General features: G+C 48.2%; 4 protein-coding genes. 3 read left to right on the forward strand and 1 reads right to left on the reverse strand.

Going from position 1 to position 7,694, the window contains the following annotated elements:
* Positions 1–17: 17 nt before the first annotated feature.
* Positions 18–1,958 (reverse strand): aconitate hydratase, encoded by a 1,941-nt coding sequence (locus tag C4B57_04510; GenBank protein PXF55182.1) that lies wholly within the window; start codon positions 1,956–1,958, stop codon positions 18–20.
* 179 nt (positions 1,959–2,137) lie between these two features.
* On the opposite strand from C4B57_04510, the gene C4B57_04515 reads away from it, so the two are divergent.
* The 3 genes from C4B57_04515 to C4B57_04525 all read left to right on the forward strand — a co-directional run bounded on the left by C4B57_04515 (position 2,138) and on the right by C4B57_04525 (position 7,080).
* The gene (locus C4B57_04515) at positions 2,138–2,593 is read left to right on the forward strand and encodes a universal stress protein (GenBank protein ID PXF55183.1); all 456 of its coding nucleotides are present in this window, start codon (positions 2,138–2,140) and stop codon (positions 2,591–2,593) included.
* Positions 2,594–2,791: 198 nt separating this feature from the next.
* Positions 2,792–5,425 (forward strand): hypothetical protein, encoded by a 2,634-nt coding sequence (locus C4B57_04520; GenBank protein PXF55211.1) that lies wholly within the window; start codon positions 2,792–2,794, stop codon positions 5,423–5,425.
* Positions 5,426–5,784: 359 nt separating this feature from the next.
* A complete protein-coding gene (locus C4B57_04525) occupies positions 5,785–7,080 on the forward strand; it encodes a hypothetical protein (GenBank protein ID PXF55184.1) in 1,296 nt (431 codons plus the stop codon).
* Positions 7,081–7,694 lie beyond the last annotated feature (614 nt).

The raw sequence follows: 7,694 nt of genomic DNA on the forward strand, positions 1-7,694 counted from the left end.
AACTACTCACATCAATTCTATGTCCGCCCGGCCCCAATCCTGGCCTTCGCCCAATTGAGAAGGCCGCCTGAGGCCAGTATCAGGCGATCTCTTTCAGACACCTCCAGGTGGGCCTGTATTGTTCTGTCTTTTCCGACTTCTATTGACACCGTGTCTGAACCTGCCAGCAGCGCGGTCCTCAGACCTGGAATATTGACAGTGTCTCCTTTTTCAATTCGATCGTAGTCATCCGGATCCATAAATGTAAGCGGCAGGATGCCGAAGTTTACAAGGTTTGCCTTATGGATCCTGGCAAAGCTTTTTACCAGTTTGGCCCGTACCCCGAGGTACCTTGGCGCCAGGGCGGCATGCTCCCTGGAGGAGCCCTGGCCGTAATTCTCTCCTCCGACTATGATCACAGTGCCTGCCGCCCTGGCCCTTGAGGAAAACTCCGGATCAATTGCGGAAAAGACATGCTCACTGATGGCATGCACGTTGCTTCTGAGCGGCAGTATCTTGCTCCCGGCAGGCATTATATGGTCAGTGGTAATATTGTCCTTCACTTTGAGGAGTACCTCTGCCTTCAGGTCTTCCGGCAACGGCTCAAACTCCGGAAGAGGTTTTATGTTGGGGCCGCGCAGTATTGATACCTTCGAGCCGTCCACAGGAGGAGGAATTATCCCGTTGTCATTTATGATGTATGCCTCGGGAAGAGATACTTCTGGGGCCTGCCCAAGATCTCTCGGATCCGTAATTACTCCCCGTATTGCGGATGCAACCGCTGTTTCAGGACTGCACAGATATACCCGGTCGTCCTTTGTGCCGCTCCTTCCGGGGAAGTTGCGGGTAAAGGTCCTCAGGGAGATGGTATTTGTGGCCGGGGCCTGTCCCATCCCGATGCATCCCAGGCAGCCGCATTGGTGTATTCTGGCCCCGGCGTGGATTAATGTACGCAAGGCCCCGGCCATATCGGCGTTTTCCAATACCTGCCGGCTCCCGGGATTTATCTCAAAGCTCACCAGCGGGTGTATTTCCCTGTGCTCAAGTGACTTGGCGGCAACCGCTAAGTCCCTTAACGATGAGTTGGCGCATGAACCTATGATGACCTGGGATACCGGCTGTCCGGCCACCTCTCGTACAGGCACCACGTTGTCCGGGGAGGATGGACAGGCTATCATCGGTTCAAGAGAAGAGAGGTCCATATCGATTATTTCGTGATATACGGCATCCGGATCTGCCTGAAGCATTTGCCATATATCTTCTCTTTTCTGGCTTATAAGAAAACTCCTGGTCGCTTCATCAGATGGAAAGACTGAACCAGTGGCCCCAAGTTCGGTTCCAAGGTTTGCTATGGTGGCCCTGTCGGTTACAGAGAGAGCCGCAACACCGGGGCCAAAGTATTCAATGACCTTTCCCACACCGCCCTTTACCGTCATCAGGCGGAGTAATTCCAGTATGACATCCCTTGCCGAGACCCACGGACCAAGCTTTCCTGTGAGACGAACACCTGTAATATATGGCATTCTTAAATAGAAAGGCTGCCCGGCCATGGCCATGGCAACATCAAGACCACCCGCACCCAGGGCGAGCATCGCACACCCGCCGGCTGTCGGAGTGTGGCTGTCTGAGCCCAGTAGGGTCTTGCCTGGGACAGCACACCGCTCAAGATGTACCTGATGGCATATACCGTTTCCCGGACGGGAGAAATGGATGCCGTAGCGGGCGGCAACAGACTGGAGAAATCTGTGATCATCGGCATTTCGGAAGTCAAATTGCAGCAAATTGTGGTCTACATAACTTATTGACAGTTCGGTCTCGACCCTGGGTATGCCTATGGCCTCAAATTCCAGGTAGGCCATGGTACCCGTGGCGTCCTGAGTAAGTGTCTGGTCAATGCGTATGGCAATCTGGCTTCCAGGAGTCATTTCACCTTCCACCAGGTGCTCATCTATGATTTTTTCCGTTACTGTCATGCCCATTAAATCGCTCCGGATGTCTTGAAAAGTATTTATGCCGGTATTATAGAAATCATAAAGAATAGCAGCAAGCTTGACATTAGGTCAACAACTGCTAAAAGTTAAATTTAAAGGGAATTTGTAATGTATAAGGCATTTTGATTGATTCAGGATTTAGAAACAACCAAAAGGAGGGCAGCTCGATGGTAGAAATTAAAAAAATTCTGTTTCCTGTAGATTTTTTTGAAAGTTCCAATAAGGTATTGCCTTTTGTGAAGTTCATGGCTGAAAAGTTGGGAGCACAAATAGAGCTTGTGCACGTAGTGAGAGGCCCGGGAGATTTTACTGGCTATGAAATGGGCGGTGCCTGGTATTCCAGCTATGAAGGCGAACTCCTGAAGGGCGGCGAAAAGGCCATGGACAGGTTCGTGGAAGAGAATTTGTCTGATGTGGAAAATGTTAAAACGGTAATTGTGGTAGGAGATGTGGTGGAAAAGATACTGGAGCAGGCCGAAAAGGGCGGAGCAGATATGATCATAATCGGCACTCATGGAAGAAAGGGGCTTGAGAGGATCATGTTTGGCAGCGTAGCAAGTGGAGTAGTCAAGGGTGCCAGTTGTCCGGTTCTTACTATCAATCCATTCAGGGTCAGCGTCTAATATGGTGTTTTATTAAAAAGTTGTCATTGCGAGCGTTAACGAAGCAATCTCAATAAGACTCACAAACTGTGCCATTGGATTGCTTCGTTGCTTTTTTGAGGATATTTATCTTCTCTGCCCTTCTTAAAGTAAATCAGTAGTTCTGCAAATTATTTAAGGAATTCCTTGGCCGAAAATTCAACAGATTCCCCCACCACCATTATCACCTCCCACCTCAATGCGGATTTTGATGCCCTGGCCTCTTCTCTGGCTGCAAGCAAGCTTTATCCAGGGGCTCAGATCGTGTTGCCGGGCTCCCAGGAGAGGGACCTGCGGGACTTCCTCCTCCAGTCGAGCAGTTATTTTATAAACGTAAAACGTTTAAAAGACATAGATCTTGAAAAGGTAAAGCTTCTGGTAATTGTAGATACCAGGCAGAGAAGCCGTATCGGCCCCTTGGCTTCGCTTTTGGAAAGGCCTGATGTTGAAGTCCATGTATTCGATCACCATCCTCCTTCTGATGGAGACATAAAGGCCGCCAAGACATTTTTCGGGGCGGTGGGAGCAAACACGACCCTGATGATCCGATTTCTGAGAGAAAGGGGAGTGGATATAAGTCCCGACGAGGCGACATTTCTGGCCGTGGGCATATATGAGGACACAGGGTCCTTTACTTTCAGCTCCACTGTTTCCGAGGATCTGGAGGCGGCTGCCTGGCTGCTCGAGAAAGGAGCCGACCTCAAGGCAATCTCCGAGCTCCTCGGACACAGGTTCACTCCTGAACATGTAGAGCTTTTGAACGATCTTTTGAATACAGCGGCTACTTATACCCTGGCCGGCATCCCTGTCACTTTGGCAAAGACCTCGTCGCCGGCGTACGTGGAAGATTTTGCCGTCCTGGCCCACGAACTGATGGATATGGAGAAGCTCCCCGTGATCTTTGCCATGGCACTTATGGCGGATCAGGTGTTGATAGTGGGCCGCAGCCGGGATGAAAGAGTTGACGTAAGTGAGGTGCTGAAGGCAATCGGCGGAGGAGGCCACCCCATGGCTGCCTCTGCCACGTTAAAGGGGCTGACTCTTGCTGAGGCCGAAGAGCGCCTTATCACCGAACTTCACAGGCAGCTCGGGACAGAGCCTAAAGTGAAAGATATTATGTCGTATCCGGTTCTCTCTGTCCTGCCGGACACCACTATTTCCCGGGTCAATGATAAATTAACCCGATATGGTATAACTGTCTTGCCTGTGGTCCATGAAGGTAAGGTACTGGGCCTTATTTCCCGCAGGACCGTGGAGAAGGCAATATACCATGGTCTTTCGGACCTGCCGGTACGTGAATACATGACTACGGATTTCGAGGTCATCTACCCGGAGGACACTTTTGCCAGGGTCCAGGAACTCATAGTCAACCGCCGCCAGCGTTTTGTCCCTGTGGTGGATAAGGGGCGGATAGAAGGGGTAATTACCAGGACGGATCTCCTTCAGATACTGAGCGGAGATGCTGCAAGAAGACCTGAAGCCCTGCTTTCAGGAAAGGAACAGCGCAAGAACGTCCTCTCCCTGTTGAGGGAGAAGCTCCCTCCCCATATACTTGATCTGTTGATGAATGCAGGAGATGTGGCGGAGGCCGAGGGTTTTCATGTCTATGTCGTAGGCGGCTTTGTGAGAGACCTGCTGCTGAGGAGGCCTAACCTGGATGTGGACTTGGTGGTTGAGGGAGACGGAATCGCCTTTGCCAAGGCCTTTGCCGGCCGGTTCGGAGCAAGGGTCCGTGCCCACCAGAAGTTCGGGACCGCGGTTGTAATATTCCCTGACGGCTTCAAGGTGGACGTGGCCACAGCCCGGTGGGAATACTACAAGTACCCTGCTGCCATGCCCACAGTGGCACTTTCGTCCGTTAAGCTGGATCTGTTCCGGCGGGATTTTACCATCAATACACTGGCAATTAAGCTCAATCCAAAGGAATTCGGTTTGTTGATAGACTTCTTTGGAGGCCAGAGGGATCTCAAGGACCGTATTATCCAGGTTATCCATAGCCTGAGCTTTGTTGAAGATCCGACAAGGGTCTTCCGGGCTGTCCGCTTTGAGCAGCGATACGGTTTCAGGATAGGCAAGCAGACCTTGAGATTGATCCGGAATGCCGTGCATCTCGACATATTCTCGAGGCTCTCCGGAAAACGTTTGCTCACCGAACTCAGGTTGATATTGGAGGAACCGGATCCGAGGGCTGCCATCAGGAGGCTGGCCGGTCTGGGGCTACTGAAGGTGATTCATCAAAGCATTCGACTGGGGCCAACGGAAGAAGAGATCCTTGCCCGGTCTTATGACGTCCTGGCCTGGTACGATCTGCTCTTCAGGCCACAGAGGCCCAGAAGGTGGGTGGTGTATCTGCTGGCACTTCTTGAAGGACTGAATTCTCAGGAAGTTCTGGAAGTTATGGACCGTCTGGGCCTTGTTGGATCAGAGAGGAATATCTTTATGGAAGAACGTAAGGTTTCAATAAAGGTCCTTGATCTTCTCTCGCGGCGATCCTTTATGAAGTCCAGTGAGGTCTATTGGCTGCTGAAAGGCCTGGATATTGATCTGCTCCTTCATATCCTTTCAATTACTCAGAACGAAGACGCCAGGCAGGCCATATCCAAGTATATCACCGAGCTGCAGGATGTAAGGCCCCTGCTCACAGGAGATGATTTAAAGGATATGGGTCTGGAGCCCGGCCCTCTCTTCCGGACAATACTGCACCGACTGCTTGAGGCCAGACTGGATGGAGAGGTCAGGCACCGGGAAGACGAGGTCCGTTTGGTAAAACAGGAATTCCTGGATAGTCCGGGTCTACATACGGGACATTGTTGATTTCCTTAACTTAATTCTGGCAAAAAATTGCTGAGTTCATCGAACGAATATGCCGAAAAGAAAATATCAATTCACAGAAACTGCGGATGGGTAGTCGTATAAGACGGATTTGTCAGGTCAGGGCACAGATAGTATATTAATTGATAGAGATTCTTGAAATTTCATTGGTGGAAGTAGCACGCCAAGAGGGAGTTTCCGCGTCTACTATATCCGAGGCCCTTGACAGGAAAATGAAAGATTGATTTGACTCAGATACCACGTCCCGCAGTTTTCCTAATTCAGAAAAATCACTTGACATAATTATAATAACATTGCAATGTTATTATATTTCAAGAACAATTACATTAGAAGGTAATTATATGCGCTTGCATGAATTCAACCCGTGGTGGAAGACGTCAAGGGTTCCAAAAGGTCTGCTTGGAAAAAGACGGGAGATCTTTGACAAAATACTTTCATTTTTTGATTACAGACAAATTATCATGCTCTTTGGAATGAGACGAGCCGGAAAGACTACTCTTATGTATCAGCTCATTGATTACCTGCTCGAAAAAGAAAAGGGCAGGTCCTTTTGCATACTCTATTTTTCATTTGACGAGCAGGCTTTCAGCCTGAACGAAATTCTTGAAACATACGAGCAGGATATCCTAAAATATAGGCTGGACGAGGAAAAACGAATATATCTTTTTTTGGATGAGGTTCAAAAACTGGATAATTGGTTCAACAAGGTCAAGCTCATTTATGACCGTTACCCAAATTTCAAGATCATATTGTCGGGATCAGCGGCTCTAATCTTGAAGAAAGAGATTAAGGAGAGCCTTGCGGGCCGCTTTTTTGAGTTCTGTGTCGAGCCCTTTACATTTGATGAGTTCATTGAGTTCAAAGGCATCTCAATTGATAAGACCAGGGAAAACCTCTACAAAGTCGAAATCATAGATCTGTTTCAAGAGTATCTTAAAAAAGGGGGATTTATCGAGGCCATAGGTTTTGATGACTTTGCGCTAAAAAAATATTTCAGAGAGAGTTTGCTTGAGCGTGTTATCTTTAAGGATATCCCAGAGTCCTTTACGATAAACCGCCCCCAACTCCTATTCCGCTTGCTGGAAATAACTGCATACATGCCCGGCATGTATCTGGATTATAGCAGTCTGGGTGATGACCTGAAAGTTGATCAACGCACCATCTCCAATTATGTCTCATATCTAGACTATTCATTATTGATAACTAAACTGTACAACTTCTCAAGTAATAGGCTGACAAGTGAAAAGAAACTGAAACGAGTTTATCTTTCCAACACTGGATTTACATCAGCACTAAGGTCAGATAAGCCTGATTATCACAGTCTGCTTGAGGGTTATTTTGCCAACCTTTTCAGGGCACGATTCTTCTACCGCTCACCGCAGAAAGAAGAAGTTGATCTCGTAATAGATGATTACAGGAGAATATTACCCGTCGAGATCAAGATCAGGGAAAATGTCAAAATGAGGGATTTGAAGCCCCTGATGAGATTTGCCGAACGCTTCAAATGCAGACAATGCCTTGTAATCTCAAGGGATGACGAAAGAGTTGAAAAAGTAGGAGACCTGAACTTGACCATTCTCCCTTTCTGGCGACATTGGTCGATCTTAAACGAAGTAATAGGTGCAACCGGACAATAGATGGAATCGAGTGTCGCAGAAGGGTTCGACGATACCGACGGTTAAAGGAGATGGCATGACCGGTGAGGACTTTCCGCATCAGATCCCCAAGAGGTCTATTATGTGTGCGGATAAGTAGATGGACATGGCTGGACATCAGCACCCATGCATAACACCTGCAACCGGTAACTGAAAGCCCTTTTTCAAGACGAAACAGAAAATCGTTCCGGTCCTTATCATCAAGAAAAATATCTGACGATTCAGACCCCTGGTGATGACATGATGAAATGAATCGCACCGGGGACATTGAGTCGTCTGTGTCGAGGCATGCCGCTATGATAGCAATTCACCAAATCAACGTCAATTAAATTATTAAACTCTGGATATTTCATATAAGATACAGGCAGCAAGCACCGGGTAGGCTGCTTGCCATACAATTACTGCCATTGGTCTGAAGATTCTTTCATAGAGCAACCATTTTTTGAGTCAACTCCTCAATTTTTCTAATTTTTTTTTCACAAAACGAAAAATTTGTCCATGACGGTGATTTTCCGTCAATGTTATTTCCGTATCATTTAACGTGCCTGTGGCGGCGATAGCCGGGTGCTTGACGGTTAGTATATATCCCCTCCTAT

Source organism: Deltaproteobacteria bacterium, assembly GCA_003194485.1.
Classification (GTDB): Bacteria; Desulfobacterota; Dissulfuribacteria; order Dissulfuribacterales; family UBA3076; genus UBA3076.